We start from the raw sequence: 410 nt of genomic DNA on the forward strand, positions 1-410 counted from the left end.
TTTTACTGATTTCATCTAGCTCAATCATTCCTTCAACCGTTTCTTTCACTGCTTCATTTAAAACAGCTGCTTCATACATTGAAGGAGCATAGCTTTGAAAGGCAAAAGTGGAAGATGGTAAATAATTATTTTTAGCGCTGCTGGTTTTTTCAAAAAGCACAAAACTTTCTGGAGATTTTTGTGGTCGTTCTAAAAAAGACGGCACAGATAAGTGACCGTCTAAGTAATTTTTAATTACCAGTTCAATCATCTACCGCACCGCCTTCAAAATGGTATTGTTTTTCATGTTGTCTCTTTTTGCTTCAAAAGTTTCAGCGTAAACCATAGCATTAGCACGAGTTTTACCGACATAAGTGTCTTGACCATAGCCATCTCCACAACGATTTTTGATTGCGGTAGCTTTTTCTTCC

General features: G+C 36.8%; 1 protein-coding gene. It reads right to left on the reverse strand.

Annotated elements, in window-relative coordinates:
• The coding region (locus tag Q5762_RS37260; protein ID WP_315896743.1) for a hypothetical protein at positions 1 to 250 on the reverse strand (250 nt) is incomplete at its 3' end.
• Positions 251 to 410 lie beyond the last annotated feature (160 nt).

Source organism: Streptomyces sp. P9(2023) (genome assembly GCF_032436795.1).
In the GTDB taxonomy this organism is placed as follows: Bacteria; Actinomycetota; Actinomycetes; order Streptomycetales; family Streptomycetaceae; genus Streptomyces.